Origin of the sequence: Streptomyces sp. RK9, from assembly GCF_045070545.1 — a bacterium.
GTDB classification, from domain to species: Bacteria; Actinomycetota; Actinomycetes; order Streptomycetales; family Streptomycetaceae; genus Streptomyces; species Streptomyces alboflavus.
In genome coordinates, this window is sequence record NZ_CP173703.1 from 932,316 (window position 1) to 948,595 (window position 16,280).

Annotated in this window: 18 protein-coding genes; 9 read left to right on the forward strand and 9 right to left on the reverse strand. The window is 72.3% G+C overall.

Annotation, left to right across the window (positions count from 1 at the left end):
- Window positions 1-70 precede the first annotated feature (70 nt).
- Complete coding sequence (locus AB6L24_RS03950) at window positions 71-1,696, reverse strand: class I adenylate-forming enzyme family protein (protein ID WP_405652131.1); 1,626 nt, start codon at window positions 1,694-1,696, stop codon at window positions 71-73.
- A 247-nt stretch (window positions 1,697-1,943) separates the two neighbouring features.
- Between AB6L24_RS03950 and AB6L24_RS03955 the strand changes: the two genes are divergently transcribed.
- From AB6L24_RS03955 to AB6L24_RS03975, 5 genes are all read left to right on the forward strand, one after another.
- Window positions 1,944-2,543 carry a DinB family protein gene (locus AB6L24_RS03955; RefSeq protein WP_405652133.1) on the forward strand — a complete coding sequence of 200 codons (600 nt, stop codon included), beginning with the start codon at window positions 1,944-1,946 and terminating at the stop codon, window positions 2,541-2,543.
- Between the two features lie 137 nt (window positions 2,544-2,680).
- Window positions 2,681-3,778, forward strand: a complete 1,098-nt coding sequence (locus tag AB6L24_RS03960; protein WP_405657027.1) for a methyltransferase domain-containing protein — start codon at window positions 2,681-2,683, stop codon at window positions 3,776-3,778.
- Between the two features lie 173 nt (window positions 3,779-3,951).
- Complete coding sequence (locus AB6L24_RS03965; RefSeq protein WP_405652135.1) at window positions 3,952-4,737, forward strand: hypothetical protein; 786 nt, start codon at window positions 3,952-3,954, stop codon at window positions 4,735-4,737.
- 404 nt (window positions 4,738-5,141) lie between these two features.
- A complete protein-coding gene (locus AB6L24_RS03970; RefSeq protein ID WP_405652138.1) occupies window positions 5,142-6,485 on the forward strand; it encodes a fibronectin type III domain-containing protein in 1,344 nt (447 codons plus the stop codon).
- 64 nt (window positions 6,486-6,549) lie between these two features.
- The gene (locus AB6L24_RS03975) at window positions 6,550-7,029 is read left to right on the forward strand and encodes an SDR family NAD(P)-dependent oxidoreductase (protein ID WP_405652140.1); all 480 of its coding nucleotides are present in this window, start codon (window positions 6,550-6,552) and stop codon (window positions 7,027-7,029) included.
- A 67-nt stretch (window positions 7,030-7,096) separates the two neighbouring features.
- On the opposite strand, the gene AB6L24_RS03980 is transcribed toward AB6L24_RS03975, so the two are convergent.
- Window positions 7,097-7,498: a winged helix-turn-helix transcriptional regulator gene (locus AB6L24_RS03980; RefSeq protein ID WP_405652142.1), complete on the reverse strand. Its 402-nt coding sequence runs from the start codon at window positions 7,496-7,498 to the stop codon at window positions 7,097-7,099.
- Here AB6L24_RS03980 and AB6L24_RS03985 point away from each other — a divergent pair.
- Entirely contained in the window at window positions 7,497-8,363 is an 867-nt protein-coding gene (locus AB6L24_RS03985) for an NAD(P)-dependent oxidoreductase (protein ID WP_405652144.1), read from the forward strand. The genes AB6L24_RS03980 and AB6L24_RS03985 overlap by 2 nt on opposite strands.
- Before the next feature lie 159 nt (window positions 8,364-8,522).
- Window positions 8,523-8,780: a hypothetical protein gene (locus AB6L24_RS03990; RefSeq protein WP_405652146.1), complete on the forward strand. Its 258-nt coding sequence runs from the start codon at window positions 8,523-8,525 to the stop codon at window positions 8,778-8,780.
- A 76-nt stretch (window positions 8,781-8,856) separates the two neighbouring features.
- Here AB6L24_RS03990 and AB6L24_RS03995 read toward each other — a convergent pair whose 3' ends face one another.
- The 3 genes from AB6L24_RS03995 to AB6L24_RS04005 form a co-directional block, all read right to left on the reverse strand.
- Complete coding sequence (locus AB6L24_RS03995) at window positions 8,857-9,348, reverse strand: peptidylprolyl isomerase (protein WP_030363713.1); 492 nt, start codon at window positions 9,346-9,348, stop codon at window positions 8,857-8,859.
- Window positions 9,349-9,472: 124 nt separating this feature from the next.
- Complete coding sequence (locus tag AB6L24_RS04000; RefSeq protein WP_405652149.1) at window positions 9,473-10,105, reverse strand: winged helix-turn-helix transcriptional regulator; 633 nt, start codon at window positions 10,103-10,105, stop codon at window positions 9,473-9,475.
- 516 nt (window positions 10,106-10,621) lie between these two features.
- The gene (locus tag AB6L24_RS04005) at window positions 10,622-11,239 is read right to left on the reverse strand and encodes an ABATE domain-containing protein (protein ID WP_405652152.1); all 618 of its coding nucleotides are present in this window, start codon (window positions 11,237-11,239) and stop codon (window positions 10,622-10,624) included.
- A gap of 54 nt (window positions 11,240-11,293) precedes the next feature.
- On the opposite strand from AB6L24_RS04005, the gene AB6L24_RS04010 reads away from it, so the two are divergent.
- Window positions 11,294-12,085: an MBL fold metallo-hydrolase gene (locus AB6L24_RS04010; RefSeq protein ID WP_405652154.1), complete on the forward strand. Its 792-nt coding sequence runs from the start codon at window positions 11,294-11,296 to the stop codon at window positions 12,083-12,085.
- Between the two features lie 76 nt (window positions 12,086-12,161).
- Here the strand turns inward: AB6L24_RS04010 and AB6L24_RS04015 are convergent, their stop codons facing one another.
- On the reverse strand, window positions 12,162-12,590 hold the full coding sequence (locus AB6L24_RS04015) for a DUF6463 family protein (RefSeq protein ID WP_405652156.1): 429 nt from the start codon (window positions 12,588-12,590) through the stop codon (window positions 12,162-12,164).
- 130 nt (window positions 12,591-12,720) lie between these two features.
- Between AB6L24_RS04015 and AB6L24_RS04020 the strand changes: the two genes are divergently transcribed.
- Window positions 12,721-13,353 carry a TetR/AcrR family transcriptional regulator gene (locus AB6L24_RS04020; RefSeq protein ID WP_405652158.1) on the forward strand — a complete coding sequence of 211 codons (633 nt, stop codon included), beginning with the start codon at window positions 12,721-12,723 and terminating at the stop codon, window positions 13,351-13,353.
- Between the two features lie 107 nt (window positions 13,354-13,460).
- Here AB6L24_RS04020 and AB6L24_RS04025 read toward each other — a convergent pair whose 3' ends face one another.
- The 3 genes from AB6L24_RS04025 to AB6L24_RS04035 all read right to left on the reverse strand — a co-directional run bounded on the left by AB6L24_RS04025 (window position 13,461) and on the right by AB6L24_RS04035 (window position 16,255).
- Entirely contained in the window at window positions 13,461-14,378 is a 918-nt protein-coding gene (locus AB6L24_RS04025) for a CU044_5270 family protein (RefSeq protein WP_405652160.1), read from the reverse strand.
- Window positions 14,375-15,100, reverse strand: a complete 726-nt coding sequence (locus AB6L24_RS04030) for an RNA polymerase sigma factor (RefSeq protein WP_405652163.1) — start codon at window positions 15,098-15,100, stop codon at window positions 14,375-14,377. The genes AB6L24_RS04025 and AB6L24_RS04030 overlap by 4 nt, the downstream gene beginning before the upstream one ends.
- Window positions 15,101-15,385: 285 nt before the next feature.
- The gene (locus AB6L24_RS04035) at window positions 15,386-16,255 is read right to left on the reverse strand and encodes an alpha/beta fold hydrolase (protein ID WP_405652165.1); all 870 of its coding nucleotides are present in this window, start codon (window positions 16,253-16,255) and stop codon (window positions 15,386-15,388) included.
- Window positions 16,256-16,280: the final 25 nt, after the last annotated feature.

Below are 16,280 nucleotides of genomic sequence, written 5' to 3' on the forward strand. Positions count from 1 at the left end.
CGAGACATTACGTGGCTCGGTCGCAGTTCCAGTCAGGCCCGGTGGTCCGGTGGACCGGTGGAAGCCCCCCCTACGGCGCGCCCACCGCGTCCCCCGTCCACGCGGCCCGCAGCGCCTTCTTGTCCACCTTGCCGACCTTGGTCGTCGGCAGCTCGTCGAGCAGGACCGTCCTCCGGGGCGTGTACAGCTCCCCCAACTCCGCGGTCACCGCCGCGCCGACGGCCTCCGGGACGACGTCCGCGCCCGCGGCCGTGGCCAGGAAGATCTGCACGGCCTCCCCGAACTCCTCGTCCGGTACGCCAAGGGCCGCCGCGTTGCGCACCCCGGGCAGCGTGAGCAGGAAGTCCTCGAGGACCCGGGAGTAGACGTTGTCGCTGGTGCCGCCGGTGACGATGATGTCCTTGGCGCGGTCGACGAGATAGAGGTAGCCGTCGGCGTCGAGGTAGCCGATGTCCCCGGTGCGCAGCCAGCCGTCGTGCAGGGCCTCCGCGGTGCGCGCCGGATCCTCGTAGTAGCCGAGCATCACCGTCTCGCCCCGGACGCACACCTCACCGACCCCGCGGACGGGCAGCGCCGCCGCGCTGTCCGTGTCGCGTATCTCGATGTCGGTGCCGGCTATCGCGCGACCGCAGCTGCGCCACAGTTCGGGCCGCCGGGCTCCCTCCGAGGCGAGCTCCTCCGCGCCGAACGAGGCGATGCCGAGCGCCTCCGACTGCCCGTAGCCCTGGCTGAGCACCGGCCCGAAGACCTCGACCGCCTGCTGCAGCCTGCTGGGCGAGGAGGCCGCGCCGCCGACGACGATCCGCCGCAGCGACGGGAGGACGCCCGGCACGCACTCCGGGTGGTCGAGGAGCGCGTACAGCATCGGCGGCACGAACATGGTGGCGGTGATCCGCTCCGCACGCAGTGCCGCGAGGGCCGCGCCCGCCTCGAACTCGGGCAGCACGACGAGGGCGGACCCCGTCACCAGCGCCTGGATCGAGGTGAGGTGGCCGCTGCCGTGCGTGAGCAGGGTCGCGGTGAGCACCCTGTCCGTGGTCGGGTCCATGGCGGGGAAGAACGCGGTGCCGGAGTCCTCGGGGTCGTCGTCCACCGGTTCCAGGAGCATCTCGTAGAGCCGGTGGCTGTGGGCGGCGAGCTTGGGGCGGCCCAGGGTGCCGCCGGTGTAGAGGACGGTGACGGCCTCGTCGGGTCCTGGGGCGGGCACGCCGTCGGGGCGCGTCGTGGGGCACTCGGCCGCCAGCGACAGCAGGTCGGCGCACTCCTGCTCGCAGGGGCCGAGGCCGAGCAGCACGGGCGCGTGGACGCTGCGCCCGGCGGCGTCGGCGGCCCGTCGCGCGAACGTCGGGTCGGTGACCACGGCGCGGGCCCGGGACTGCTCGACCAGCGCGGCGAGTTCGCCGGGCCCCGGCTCGGGCGGCAGGAACACGACGCGGCAGCCGATGAGATGCACCGCGAGCTGCACCAGGACGGAGTCCACGCGGTTCGCCAGGAACAGCCCCACGCCGTCGCCGGGCCGCAGTCCCTGCCCGCGCAGCGCGTGCCCCAGGCCGAACAGCCGCCGCCGGGCCTCCCCTCTGGTCAGCCGCTGCGTCCCCTGGACGAGCGCCTCGGCGCCCTCGTCCTCGTACCAGTGCTCCAGAATCCGGTCCACATAGGTCCGGGGCGCGGCGATGTCCTGCGAGTCAGCGATCATCAACACATGCAAACACGCCGCTCAGGGGCTTTTGCCCCACAGGGGCCACCTTCGGCCATCATCGGGCGGCACATCATGCCCATGCCGAGCCGGAGATTCCGCATCCGCGGCTCAGCGGCGCACCCGAGGGGGCGTGCGGGACTCCCCGCATCATGGCGAGGAATCGCTCCCAACTATGTGAGTCATACAACAATCCCCGGCCGTCGGTGCGGCATGGCTGTCAGTGCCGGGTGGAAGACTGCGCCGCATGATCGGACCAGACGCGAAGACAGACCTCCTCCGCTATCTGCGGGACGCCCGCGAAGCCGTGCTGTGGAAACTGGACGGGCTTTCCGAGTACGACGTCCGGCGCCCCCTCACCCCGACCGGCACCAACTTGCTGGGGCTCGTCAAGCACCTCGCGTCGGTGGAACTGGGCTACTTCGGCGACACGTTCGGGCGGCCGTACTTCGACAAGGAGCGCCCGACCTGGTGGTACACGGAGGACGCCGAAGCCAACGCGGACATGTGGGCCACCGCGGCGGAGTCGCGGGACCAGATCGTGGGGCTGTACCGCCGGGCCTGGGCGCACTCCGACACCACGATCGAGACGCTCGCGCTGGACGCGGTCGGCCACGTCCCGTGGTGGCCCGAGGAACGGAGGGCGGTGACACTCCATCACGTACTCGTCCGCATGACCGCCGAGACCCATCGGCACGCCGGTCACGCGGACATCGTGCGCGAGCTGATCGACGGCTCCGTCGGGCGGCTGCAGGGCAAGGAGGACCTGCCGCCGGGTGATGTGGCGTGGTGGGAGGACCACCGGCAGCGGCTGGAGCGGGTGGCGCGCGAGGCCGACGACAGCTGAACCCGCCCCGGCGGGACCGAACCGGACTCCCCCCTCCAACCCGCCCACCGGCTGCGCCTCTTGCAGCCGCGAAGCAGCCCCTTGACCCTCACGTGGCGTGAGGCCGCATAGTCGGTGCCGTGGAAGATCACTGGACTGTGGGACGCGTGGCCGAGCTGGCCGGCGTCAGCGTGCGCACGCTGCATCACTACGACGCGATCGGGCTGGTACGGCCGTCGGCGCGGACCGCCGCCGGGTACCGGGCCTACTCGGCGGACGACGTGGAGCGGTTGCGGGAGGCACTGGCGTACCGGCGGCTGGGATTCGGTCTGCGGGAGGTCGCCGCGCTGGTGGACGACGCGTCCATCGACGCGGTCGCGCACCTGCGCCGACTGCGCGGCCTGCTCCTCGAACGGCGTGACCGCGCCGACGCCATGGTGACCGCCATCGACAAGGAACTTGACGCGCGGGCGAAGGGACTGAAGGTGACCCCGGAGGAACAACTGGAAGTACTCGGTGCACGGCTGTACGACGCGATCGGTGACGCCTACCCCGCGACGCGGCGTACCGACCCACGCATCGCCGCACAGATCTGGGACGCCCTCGGCGACGCGCGGACGGTGCTGAACGTCGGGGCGGGCACCGGTTCCTACGAGCCCGCCGACCGCGACGTGACCGCGGTGGAGCCGTCGGCGGTCATGCGGGCGCAGCGGCCCGCCGACGCGGCACCGTGCGTGGCCGCCGCCGCGGAACGCCTGCCGTTCGAGGACCGCTCCTTCGACGCCGCGATGGCCGTCTCCACCGTCCACCACTGGGGCGACCCGATGGCGGGCCTGCGCGAGATGCGACGCGTCGCCCGGCGCGTGGTGGTGCTCACCTTCGACACCGACGAGCCCCACTGGCAGGACCGCTTCTGGCTCACCCGCGACTACCTGCCCGAATTCACCGACGTCCTCGCCGACTTCCCCTCCCTCACCGCGATGGCCACCACGCTCGCCGCCCGCACCGAACCCGTCCCCGTCCCGTGGGACTGCGCCGACGGCTTGTTCGAGGCGTACTGGCGCCGCCCGGAGGCCTACCTCGAGGACCACGTCCGCCGCGCGATGTCGGTATGGACAAGGGTCGGCCCCGAGCCCGAACAACGCGCGGTCGACAGCCTCCGCACCGACCTGCGCTCCGGCCGGTGGGCCGCCCGCAACGGTGACCTGGTCGACCGCGAGGCGGCGGATCTCGGGCTGCGTCTACTCATCGCCTGAGCGAGCACAGCCCCCGCGCCGCCCCGTGACCGCACCACCCGGACAAGTCCGCCTTCTGCAGACGTCCGCGCGTGCTCGGCGAAAGCCCCGTTGGCGCAGAAGGCCTGCCCGGCCAGGGCGAGCAGGAAAGCGGCTGTCGGTGCGGCTGCCGCTGCCGTCCGGACACTGCCGCCTTGACCCTCACCGCAGGCATGCCCGCTGCCGCCGGCTCGACCGGCAGCGCGCGGACCTCCGAGCCCCGGGCCGCAGCCCCCACGGACCACTCCGGGGTTCAAGGCCGCGAGCTGGTCATCCCGGCGGGCGGGGCCGCGACGGCCATCGCGTCGTGCCCAGCCGGCCGTCAACCGAGCGGAGGCGGCGGGGTCAGGTCCGGCAAGGGGCTCTTCCTGACCGGCTCCGCGCCCCGGGGCAACGGATGGGAGGTCAGGTTCAGCAACAAGTCGGGCGTGGAGCGCAGAGGCTCCGCCTTCGTCGTCTGCACCGGCCAGTCCCACACCCGCCTGGCCGACACTCCCCTCACGGTGCCCGCCCACGGACAGAGCGTCAGCAGCTTCCTCAGCTGCCCCAGCGGCCAGGTGCCCACCGGCGGCGGGTGGGAAGCGACAGGCTCCGACGTCGTCGGCCTGCGGTTCTCCTCCTCGGGGAACAACTACCACTCCGTGGTGTTCAACAACTCGGACGCCGAGCAGAGCTTCCATGCGGTCGTGCTGTGTTCGGCCGTCGCCCACGAGCCCCGGCTCGGCAGTCAGGTCACCGTCCAGCCCGGCGGTGAGGCGGTCGCGACGGCCAACTGCGACCCCGGCCAAGTGGCCAGCGGCGGTGGCTCCTTCCCCAGCGGCCAGGCATTCATCGGAGCCTCGCGTCCACTCGCCAACGGCACTGGCTGGCAGATCACTGCCGAGAACACGACAGACACCCCCCAGAAGGTGACGGCCCAGGCGATCTGCACATCGTCGTGAACACGTCTCCATGAGACACAGCCCGTCGGGCTGTTGTGCGAGGCGCGCAAGCCGTCATCGTTGTTGTCGGGCGGCCGCCCGTCTGCGAACGGCCCGTGACAGCCACGGGCAGCGAGGTGGCGCCCGAACAGGGCGCCCCACTCGCGCAGTTCCCCGGCGCCCGGGGTGAAGTCCCCACGTGTGGTGGGTCCCTGGACGGTGAACTGGGCGCTCAGGGGCCATCGGTGAGGGACGAGGCGTTCGACGACCCGGGCCGCCACGCGAACCGTCGCGCCGCCTCCCACATCCCGGCCATATACAGCTACAGTGCCTTGCCCCCACAGCACCACCAACTCTCCCCCCACGACTGCTTCCTGTACTCACGTACGCCTGTCCGTAGTTCCACCGGAAAGGGAACGCCAGCCGTGACTCAGCACCACCGTCTCAGACCCGCAGCCATCGCCTCCGCGGCCGCCGTCGTCGTCCTCGCGCTCGGGTTAGGAGGCACCGCCCACGCCGCCGTACCGGACGCGGCCGCCAGCTCCGCCGGCCGTGTCGGCGACGATCCGGACCAGCCCGACAACCCCCTGTACGACGCTCCCGAGGGCTTCTACGTCGAATCCGGGCGTGAAGCCGTCTCCCTGTCCTGGGGCACGCTCTCCGCGGCCACCGCCTACGAGGTGTACCGCGCGGAGGCCGAGGGCACCGGACCGGACGAGGTCGGTCCGTACGCGCTGCTCGCCACCGTGAGCACGGGCTCGTACGTCGACCGTGACGCCGACCCCGACGTCGAGTACGCCTACAAGGTCCGCGCCCGGGACAACGCCGGGCATGTCTCGCCCTACACCGAGCCCCGACGCGGCACCCGGGACACCGTCGCGCCGTTCGCGCCGCGGGACCTCACCCGCGCCCGCGAGGACGAGCGCGGTGTGACGCTGACGTGGCGCAGCGGTGACTCGGACGCGGTGAAATACGCGGTGTACCGCGCCGAGAGCACGGGCGGCCACCGCACGAAGATCGGTACGACGACGACGCTCACCTTCCGCGACACGAAGGGCGAGGCGGGTCTCACGTACAGGTACGAGGTGAGGGGCATCGACGCCGTCGGGAACGAGTCCGAGGCGTCGAACGCCGTGACGGGCACCAAGACCGTCACCTCCGCCACCGCGCCCAAGGCCCCCTCTGTCAGCCACACCGCCCTGGTGGGCAAACGGCTCACACTGTCGTGGCAGCAGAGCCCGTACGTCCCCGTCTCCTCCTACACCGTGTACCGCTCCAAGACCTCCCCCGTCGACATCACGGCCCCGGGCAACCGCCTGGCCACCACGACGGACACGGAGTACACCGCCACGGTCACCGGGGACGAGGGCGAGCGGGACTACTACTACGCGATCGTCGCCACGTCCAAGCACTCCGTCGCCTCGCCCGCCTCCGCGTCGGTCAAGCCGACGTACAAGGAGCCGCAGCCGCCCCGCGCCACGGAGGTGTACGACGTCGTGCCGGGCGCGGGCAGCGTCCGGCTCACCTGGTACGCCGCCCCGTACGGCAGCGGGGAGGCCCCGGTGACCGGCTACCGCGTCTACCGCTCCACGAAGCCCGACGTCACGAAGGCGAACGCCGAGTTCAGCCACGAGGTCACATCCGGTACGGAGTACGTGGACCGGGGTCTGACGAGCGGCACGAAGTACTACTACGCGGTCGCCACCGTCGACGAGGACGGCCTGGAGTCCGCCCTCTCGCCGGAGGTGTCGGCCACGCCGTCCGGCTGACAGGACGAGGGCCGGGAGGACGTCGTCCTCCCGGCCCGACAGCGGCACCCGGCAACGCACCGGTGTGCCCGGGCTCGTACATCGGGGCGAGCGCGCGGGCCCGCTTGTTCGCCGCAAGCACGTCGAAGCGCCGGTCACGGACGTACGCCGGGCGGGCCGCCCACGCTCCGGCGAGGGTGAAGAGGCGCGCGGCGGCGTCGGCGTCCAACTCCAGTGCCCGGGCGAGGGAGCGGTACGGCGGGCCGTCGAGACCTTCGGCCGCCTCGACGTGGTTGTCGACAACGCGGGCTACGGCCTGTTCGGTCCGCTGTGGGTGACGCAGGCGGCCCTGCCGTACCTGCGGGCGCAGGGCGGCGGCCACATCCTGCAGGTCTCCAGCCTCGGTGGCGTCGCCGCCTTCCCCTCGCCCGGGCTGTACAACGCCTCCAAGTGGGCCCTGGAAGGAATGAGCGAGGCCCTCGCCCAGGAGCAGGACCCGCGGGCCACCGCCGCCACCGTCCTCGACCCCCGGCAGGCGTGGAACCACCTCGCGGCGCGGGCGTGACCGGCCGTGACCGGTGCGGAGCGGGCGGGCGCGGGCCGCGGCCACGTACCTGAAGGTACGTACTTGATCAAGGACCGGTGACCGGGGAGTCTGGTCGAGGCGCGCCAAGTCCGTCGTCCGATTCCGCCCCTGTCCTCGCGGCCAGGTGGTCCCGACCCCAGGCCGAGAGCAGTTCGAGGAGTTCGTAGAGCTGTCGGCCCCGCTCGGTCAACGAGTACTCGACCCGGGGCGGCACCTCGCCGTAGTCCTGTCGGTGCACGATCCCGTCGGCCTGCAACTCGCGGAGCTGCTGGGTCAGCACCTTCTCGCTGATGCCGGTGACCAGCCGTCTGGTCTCCCCGAAGCGGCGCGGACGCTCGGACAGCGCCCACATGATGAACGACTTCCACTTGCCCTCGAACACCCCGACGGCCACACCCATCCCGCACGTGTGCGGATCGGTCACCGTCACGACCTCGGAGTTCCCCATGTCTGCTGCCCCCGTCACCGTTCTCGGCCTCGGCCCGATGGGCCGGTCCCTGGCCTCCGCGTTCCTGGCCGCGGGCCATCCCACGACCGTATGGAACCGTACTCCTGGCCGGGCGGACGGCCTGGTGGAGAGCGGTGCCGTCGAGACCGGCACCGCCGCGGAGGCGATCGCGGCGAGCGACCTCGTGGTGATCTGCGTCCTCGACCACGACGCCGTCCGCGCGGTCGTCACCCCGCACGCCTCCGCCCTCAAGGGCCGCACGCTGGTCAACCTCACCGCCGGTACGCCGGACGACGCCCGTGCGACCGCCGCGTGGGCGGACGCGCACGGCGTCGGCTATCTCGACGGCGCGATCATGGTCCCGACGTACCTCGTCGGCGGCCCGTCCGCCCTGGTCCTGCACAGCGGCCCGGCCGACCTGTACGAGCGCCATCAGGTCACCCTCCAGGCCATCGGCGGCACCTGCGTGCACCTGGGCACCGATCCGGGCCGCGCCGGGGCGCACGACGTGGCGCTGCTCGACATCTTCTGGACGGCCCTGACCGGCGTCGTCCACGCCTTCGCCCTCGCCCGCTCCGAGGGCGTCACCGCGTCCGACCTGGCCCCCTACGCCAAGGGTGTCACCGCGCTCCTGCCCGATGTGATCGACGCGTTCGCGGAGCAGGTCGACTCCGGGAGCTACCCCGCCGGGGGCTCCAACCTCCGCTCGGCAGCGGCGATCATGTCCCACGTCCTGGAGGCGTCACGCAGCCGCGGCGTCGACAGCACGGTGATCGCCGCCGCCCATGACGTCGCCCGCCGGGGCATGGCGGCCGGCTACGGGGACGACTCCTACGCCCACGTCGCCGAACTGCTCCGCGGCTGAATCCGTGGCCGTGCGGCGGTCGGGACGCTGGTCAGCTCGGCCTCGTTCAGTAGTGTGTCAAGAGTGTGTCAAGTACCCCGATTCGGTGAGCGATCAGGGAAAGGGATGCGGGTGATGAAGGTGCGCACCAGGGGCCGACTGGCCGTCGCAGGAGTTGTCTTGACCGTCCTCCTGGTGGGCTCACCACTGGCTGTGGCCGACGCGGGCGCCCAGGCCAAGCTCTTCACGGGCGGCGGTCGCGGGCCGACTGCCGCGGTGGCGATCCAGAGTGCCATCGGGGACGCGGAGGCATCGGCCGGGGCCGAGCGGCTCTACACGTGCGCGCTCGTCGGCGAGCCCCTGGTGTTCGAGAGCTTCAACGATCCGAACTTCGGCCATGTGTTCCGCGCCGAGGCGACCGTCAGCTGTACGCCCTGACCAGCTGCGGAGCGCGGCGGCGCCGCGGTCGGCGGCACCCGCGGGGCGCCGCCGACCTCCTGTCCGAACGCTGACCTCAGGCGGCGGTGCCGCTCGCCTTGATCACGACGTCGGAGCTCAGGGCGCCGCCGCGGGAGCCGAGGGCCTCGATCTGCTTGACGAGGTCCTCGCCCTCGACGACCTCGCCGAAGACGACGTGCTTGCCGTCGAGCCACGGGGTGGTGACGGTCGTCACGAAGAACTGGGAGCTGTTGGTGTCCGGGCCACGGTTGGCCATCGACAGCAGGAACGGCCGGTCGTGCTTCAGGGAGAAGTTCTCGTCGGCGAACGTCGCGCCGAAGATGCTCTTGCCGCCGGTGCCGTTGCCGTGCGTGAAGTCGCCGCCCTGGAGCATGAACTCCGGGATGACACGGTGGAAGGCCGAGCCGGCGTACCCGTAGCCGTTCTGGCCGGTGGCGAGCTCACGGAAATTGCGGGCCGTCTCCGGCACGACGTCGTCGAAAAGCCGGAAGACGATGCGCCCGGCGTCCTTGCCGTCAATGGTGATGTCGAAATAAACGTTCTGCATGGGCCCCATCCTTACATCAACCGCTCCCCCACCAGGACGCCGCCATCACACAGCCGCCGACCTGCGGGTCTGTGGTCGCGAAGACTCCGTGCCGACGCCGATCGGCGGGCCTTGAGCAGGTGTCTCAAGAGGCTCGACCACGGGGGCTGTTGCCGCACTCGGACTGCGGGAGGACCTTGTTGTCCTCGCCGAAAGGTGAGTCGCCGAGTCGGGTGTCGGATTCCTCCGTGTTCCGCACCATGACGGAGCGCAGCACGCGGGGCCTGGGGCCAGGCTTCAGACAGAAGTCGTCCGCCTGCTTGCGCGTGTAGGCGCACGACGTCTGCTGGTAGGCGAGTTCCTCGCAGAACGCTGCGGCCGTCAGCTTCACCGTCAGGGCCCAGTCGCCCATGGCCTCCAGGAGGTCGCGGTGCCCTTGGCCGAGCGGGGTGAGCGCGTACACGACGCGGGGCGGGATCTCCGCGTACGTGGTGCGGGTGACGATGCCGTGCCGCTCGAACTGGCGCAGCCTGCTGGTCAGGGTGTGCGGGCTGATGCCGGGCAGGGCCTCGCGCAGCTGGTTGAAGCGGAGCGGTCCGTGCAGCAGCTCGCGCACGATGAGGGTGGCCCACGGCCCGTTGAGCAGGGTGAGGAAGCGGGCGACGCCGCACTCGGGCAGACAGGGCGGCGCGGCCGCGTTCCTGGCCGGCGGACTGGCGGACAGCGGGGTGCCGCACGCGGTGATCGCGCCCACGCTGTACCTGGAGAACCTGCTCATGGCGTACGTCCTCGACGCGGTCCGCGAACGGGGTGTCCTGCCCTGTCCCATCCGCGCCGACTTCCCGGTCTCGTGGGCGTCGCACCTGGACATCGCCGACGTCGCGCTCGCCCTGTTCGACCGCCCGGACGTCACCGGCGTGGTCTCCGTCGGCCAGTACCCGGCGATCACCGGACCGGACCTGGCGGAGGCGTTCGGCGCCCGCTTCGGCCGGCACGTGGGCTTCGAGGCGATCACGCCCGAGCAGATGCGGGCCTTCCTCGCGCCGGTGCTCGGCGAGGGCCCGGCCGCCGGTGTCGCCGGTCTCTACCAGGCCATGAGCACCCTGCCCGACCTCTCGACATCCCCCGAGAACTCCGCCCAGAAGCTCCTCGGCATCACCCCCCGGACCACACGCCAGTGGCTCACCGACATCAGCCTGTGGACGGCTGACCGCCCTGGGGCGATGGAGCACGCCGCGCCACCGACCCGGGGCAGCCCACCGGGAGGCCACCCTTGGCCAGGCCGACGGTCGCGTCACGAAAAACGGGACTGTTTATCGTTGTTCATAGCGCTGCCCTTTCGGGCCCGCGCGGCACGGACGCGGTCGCCGCAGCGGGTCGAGCACCAGTGGCGGCGGCCGTGGGTGCGCACCAGGAAGCGGTCACAGGGTGCGGCGGCGCAGGCCGCGAGCCGGTCGGCGTCCGGCCCGGTGAGCAGGTCGGCGGTGTCGGCCGCCAGGGTGGCCAGGGCGTGGTTCACGGCCTGGTCGGCGGGGTGCGCCCGGGCGCGGTGCGGGCCGTGGGCCGCATCCCAGGCGAGCAGGGGGGCGGTGGGCACCCGGGTCAGCGCCTCGTTCAGCGCCCGCACGGACCGGTCCGGCGGCACGATTCCCTCGACGCGGGCGGCGAACAGGGTGCGCACGTGCTCGCGCAGCGTCCGCATGCGGTGCGCGCACACGTCGTACATCTGCACGTCGGGCGCGGCCAGGTCGTGCGAGACGAGCCAGGACATGGCGGCGTCGGGGACGGCCAGCAGGTCGTAGCCCTGCCCGCCGGGGAGGGTCGCCGCGCTGTCGGCGAAGTCCACGCAGCGGTACCGATCGGCACCCGGAGCGGGGGGCAGCACGCTGTCGGCGCGTTCGGTCGCTTTCATGTCGCTCATGGTATCCCTTGCGTTTTTCCGTGACATGCACCTAGCGTGAGCGTCATGGAAAACATTGACGTTATCCGTGACGATGCGGAGTTCGAGTCGACGCGGCCAGCGGTCCGCGTCTTCGGCGGCCCCACGGCCCTGATCGAGTACGGCGGGTTGCGCCTGCTCACCGACCCCACGTTCGACACCCCCGGCGACTACCCGGCGCCCGGCGGCGGCCTCACCAAGACCCGCCCGCCCTCGGCCACGCCCGCCGACCTCGGCCGCATCGACGCCGTACTCCTCTCCCACGACGAGCACCCCGACAACCTCGACCACGCCGGCCGCGCACTCCTCGCGGACGTCCCGCTCACCCTCACCACCCCTGGCGGCGCCCGGCGCCTGGGTGGCACCGCGCGAGGCCTGACCCCGTGGGAGTCCGTACCACTGGAGCGACCCGACGGCGGCAGCGCGACCGTCACCGCGGCGCCCGCCCAGCACGGCCCCGAGGGGTGCGAGCCGGTCACCGGCGAAGTCACCGGCTTCGTCCTGACCGGCGACGACCTGCCCACCGTCTACGTCAGCGGCGACAACGCCTCGCTCGACCTGGTCCGGCAGATCGCCGACCGGTTCGGCCCCGTCGACACGGCGGTCCTCTTCGCCGGTGCCGCCCGCGTCCCGAGCGTCTTCGACGGCGCGCTCCTCACCCTCGACAGCGCCCAGGCCGCGGAGGCCGCCACCATCCTCGGCGCCCGCCGGATCGTCCCCGTCCACTTCGACAGCTGGGCCCACTTCACCGAAGGGAGCGAGCCGTTGGCAGCCGCGTTCGCCGCCGCCGGGCTGACCGACCGCGTCCAACTCGCGTGACACGCGGGGCCCGGCGGCACCTGCCTGCCGGGCCCCGCACCCGCCCGCGGCACCACGAAGGGCGCCGGGGGTGTGCTCACCGTCGGGGAGTCTCGCACCGCTCATCGAGGCCGGCCTCGGGCATGGGGTTGCCGCGGCGGGCGCGGCGGGCCCCGATCAGCAGCAGGGCGCACGCGAGCAGGAAGAGCGGCCAGGGCGTGAACGGGAGGATCACGGCGTCGACGAGCGTCCAGACCCCCAGCGTCCAGGCGATGAAGGCCGGTGGGGTGATGCCGCGGCGGTCCAGCCACAGCACCGTCAGACCGATCAGGACGAGCGGTACGCCGAAGCTGTCCAGGCTCAGCCAGTACGCGCTGCCCGCCGGGCTCATGTCGGCGAGGTCCTCGTTCCACAGGCCGCCGCTGAACCAGGTCCCGGCGTGGCGCGCGGCTTTCTCGACCGTCAGGGCGCCGACGGTGTGCGCGGTTCCGCACAACGTGATGATCCAGCCAGCCCACTTGATCATTCGAACTCTCCGTTCTCGTCGCGAAGCCGCGCGGGGCGGCTCCACCACGGCTGCCGCCGCCCGGCGAGGATCAGCGCAACCGCAATTCCGATACCGTAGTTTCGATACTCTCGTTCCGTATAGTGCAGGCATGACAGTGGGAAGGCAACGGGGTGGACGCCCCCGGGACAGTCGCGTCGATCACAAGATCCTGCAGACCACGCGTGAACTGATCGACGAGGTCGGCTATCCGGCCCTGACCGTCGACCAGGTCGCGGCACGCGCCGGGGTGGGCAAGGCGGCGATCTACCGCCGCTACGCCTCCAAGGCCGAGATGGCGTTCGTCGCCACCATGCACGAGCAGCAGCTGCCTCCACCGGCCGACACCGGCTCCTTGCACGGGGACCTGCTGGCGTTGGTCCGCGCGTTTCACGTGCGCATGGCCGCCCCGGCGGCCCGACAGCTGGCACCGGCCCTGATCAGCGAACTCGCCGTCAACCCCGAACTGGACACCCGGTTCCAGGACACGTTCCTGGCCGCCGAACAGGCCGCCTTCGCCGACATCGTCGACCAGGCCGTGGCCCGCGGCGAGCTGGCCGGACCCGTCGACCCCGCGATGGCCCACCTGTTGCTGCTCGGCTCCCTGGCGTCCGCCCTGTACGTCCTGAACCTGCCCGTCGACGACGCGATGGTCGCCGACCTCGCCACCGCCGCCACGGCGGGGATCATCGCCCTGGCCGACCGGCACCACGGCGCCCCCGGCGCGGCCGCCGAGCCGGGCTGACCCGCCGTGGTCACCCCCGGCCACGTGTGCGCCACGCGGCGGCCCCGGGGCACCGCGCGGCGCGGTGCCCCGGGGCCGGTGGTGCAGCCACGGCGTCGTACGGGCGATCAGCCGGCCGGATTCTGCCCCTTGCGGTCGACCACGGTGACGTCGAGGAGCGCGACGTCCTCCGAGCCGAGATAGGTGAGGTTCTTCTCCTCGAAGACCCAGACCTTTCGGTCGTCGCCGTCGCCGAAGGCGAGCCCCACGCCGGAGCGGCCGGACGCGTCCTTGGCGTCGTCGACCACGGTGATGCCCGGGATCCGGGCGGCGGCGCGGTAGAGGGTGGCACCCACGTCGGGCAGCAGGGTGGCCCCTTCGAGCATGCTGCCGATCATCTCCAGGGCGGCTTCCTCATGGGTGGGGCCCTGGCCCTCGGTCGCCGACCAGACCTTGTCGTACAGCGCGCCGGGGTCGGTGGGCAGGGCCTGCAGCTCCCGGTACGTGGTGGCGTTCGGGTCGGCCTGGATCCGCATGTCCGTGGTGCCCTTGCCGGAGGGGCCGGACAGGACGGTGGTACGGGCGAGCCCGTCACGCCTGCCGTCGACGGCGTGCCAGTCCGCGCGACGGAAGCGGTCCAGGCCCTCGTCCGTCAAGTCGTCGGTGCCCTGGATGAGGGTGTAGACGTACTGGTCGTCCCGCACGGCGGGAGTGTTCTTGGCGGCGGTGACCTTGGCGATGCGGTCGAGCAGCGCGACGGCTTCCGAGTCGGTGGTGGGCCTGGCCGGGCCGTCGCCGCCGACGGTGAGGACGGTGGTGAGGACGGCGGCGGCCGTGACGGGTACGGCCAGCAGGGCCACCTTCCGTCGCAGCCGCCGGGGCGGGACGCGGCCGGAGCCGGCCGGGGTGGGAGTGGGGGCGGGGGCTTCCTTGGTGATCTCCTGCATGAGATGGGCCTCCATCTGCGTCATCCGGTCGCTCGACAGGGCCGGGGCGCCGGGGCTCGGCAGCAGCCCGGCCAGCTCCTGGCGTTCTGTGGGATTCATCGGTCTCTCTCCTGTGCCGACCGGGCCGTCGCGGCTCGGTCATCCGGTTCCTGTCCGCGGGCGGGGAGGCGTCTCGTTCTCGCGTCGGTCATGTCTCTTCCGGCCGGTGCTCCGGTACGGCGCGCCAGTTCGCTCTCGGCAAGGCGACGCAGGCGCTGCCGGGCGCGGGCGAGCCGGGAACGCACCGTGCTGACCGGCACCCGCAGGGCCACGGCGGCGTCGGCGTAGCTCAGCTCGGACCAGACGCACAGCGCGAAGACCTCGCGTTCGCGGGGCCGCAGTTGTCGCAGGGCGGCCGTGGCGGCGGCGAGGCGTTCGGTGTCCTCGATGCGGCCGATCAGGGTGTCGGCGAAGTCGGGCACCGTCCCGGTGCCGGGCTGTCGGTCGGGGAGGCGATCGAGGGCGGCCCTGTGCCGCCGGGCCGTGCGGCGGGTGTTGCGCAGCACGTTGGTGGAGATGCCGAACAGCCAGGCCCTCAGGCCGTCGTCGGGGTCGTCGTTGTCGTTGTGCGGGGCGCGTGCGGCGAAGCCGTCGTCGTCGAGGAGTTTCTCCCGCAGCCGCCAGGCCTCCAGGAAGGTCAGCGAGACCACGTCCTCGGCCGGGCCCGGATCACCGAGCCACCGTGCGGCGTGAGCGTGCACGGCCTGCGCGTGCTGCCGGAAGAGGTGGGCGAACGCCTGGGCGTCACCGGCTCGTATGCGAGCGCGTAGGGAAAGGTCCACGTCGCCTCCTGTCCGCTCGCCGCGGACCGTCCCGGTGACGTGCGTCACGGCGCACTCGGCGGCCGCCCACCGATCAGCTCGACCCGAGTGAACAACGCCGCGGGTCGATACGCCCAGGCGGTTCCGGCTTCCGGTCCGACTTCCGGTCCGGCAACGACGACTCGATGCGCGCCCGCCGCGCCGAGGACCTGACCGCGAGCACAGCGGTGCTGCGGCCTCGGCGGATCCTCGAACCGGCCCCGGGTACGCACCCGGGGCCGGAGAACCACTCGCCCGGCGGTCGGCTCAGGAGGCGCCGTCGAGGACCTGGCGCAGTCGGTGCGCGAACTCGTCCGGCTTCCCCGGATATCCGAACTCTCCGTCGAGGAACCCGCCGTGATGGCTCGGGAACACCGTGACCCGCTGCCCGAGCAGCTCGGCGGTCGCGGCGGAGGTGCGCCCCGTCTGCACGTTCACGGACTCCTCGCCCACAGCGATCACGACGCGGGTCGGCGCGGCGGCGATCGCTTCGACGTCCGGCCGATAGCTGCTGACCGCCCATGACCGGCCGGACAGAAGCGGATCGTCACGTGAGCCGTCGTCCTCCACGGGCATCCCGAACGCGGCGGGATCGGCCTCCGGCTGCGCGAAGTACGCCTCGGTGAACTCCCCCTCCCACGAGGTCATGGCCACGAACGCCGCCATCCCGGCCCCCCATCCCCGCTTCTCGTAGGCCTCCCGGACCGCGGCCCGCGCCCGCACGGCGGCCGGGCCGTCCGGCGTGAGGGTGATGAGCGGCGGCTCGTGCGCGACCAGAGTGGTCACGTCCGCGGGGTACGTCGCCACGACCGCGAGCGCGACGACCGCACCGCCGCTGCTGGCGAACATCTCGACAGGACCGGCCCCGAGCGCCTCGATGACGGCGTGCACGTCGTCGGCCAGAGTCTGCGGCGCGTACTCGCCCCGCCCGTCCTTCCGGATGCTGCGGCCGAGCCCGCGCGGGTCATAGGTGACAACGGTCCGCTCGGGGAAACGCGCGGCGAGCGCGACGAAGCCGGTGGCGTCCATGGGCTGCCCGATCATCAGCAGCGGCGGGCGTCCGTCCGCGGTCGGCAGCGGTCCGCGAACGTCATAGACGAGGTCCGCGCCGACTGTCTCAAGGGTGTGAGTCTCCATACGGGTGCAGACCGGCCCGGTCCCG